This is a genomic window from Citrobacter sp. Colony219, assembly GCF_019382635.1.
Classification (GTDB): Bacteria; Pseudomonadota; Gammaproteobacteria; order Enterobacterales; family Enterobacteriaceae; genus Citrobacter; species Citrobacter youngae.
This window is the reverse complement of record NZ_CP080033.1, coordinates 355-653: the sequence shown is the minus strand read 5'-3', so window position 1 is coordinate 653 and position 299 is coordinate 355. Positions and strand designations below refer to the sequence as shown.

Genomic DNA, 299 nt, shown 5'->3' with positions numbered 1-299 from the left:
TCTGACGCTGGCCGCGCTGCTGTACGTCACCATTGCCACCGGGCTGGGGCTGTTAATCTCCACGTTTATGAAAAGCCAGATCGCCGCCATTTTTGGTACGGCGATTATTACGCTTATCCCGGCGACGCAGTTTTCCGGGATGATCGATCCGGTCGCCTCGCTCGAAGGGCCGGGCCGCTGGATTGGCGAAATCTACCCGACCAGCCATTTTCTGACTATCGCACGCGGGACGTTCTCTAAAGCGCTGGATCTGACGGATCTCTGGCAGCTGTTTATGCCGCTGGCGGTAGCCATTCCGG

Annotated in this window: 1 protein-coding gene; it reads left to right on the top strand. The window is 58.5% G+C overall.

From position 1 onward, the window contains the following. A partial coding sequence (locus JTI85_RS21065) for an ABC transporter permease (RefSeq protein ID WP_255574981.1) occupies nucleotides 1-299 on the top strand: 299 nt, incomplete at both ends.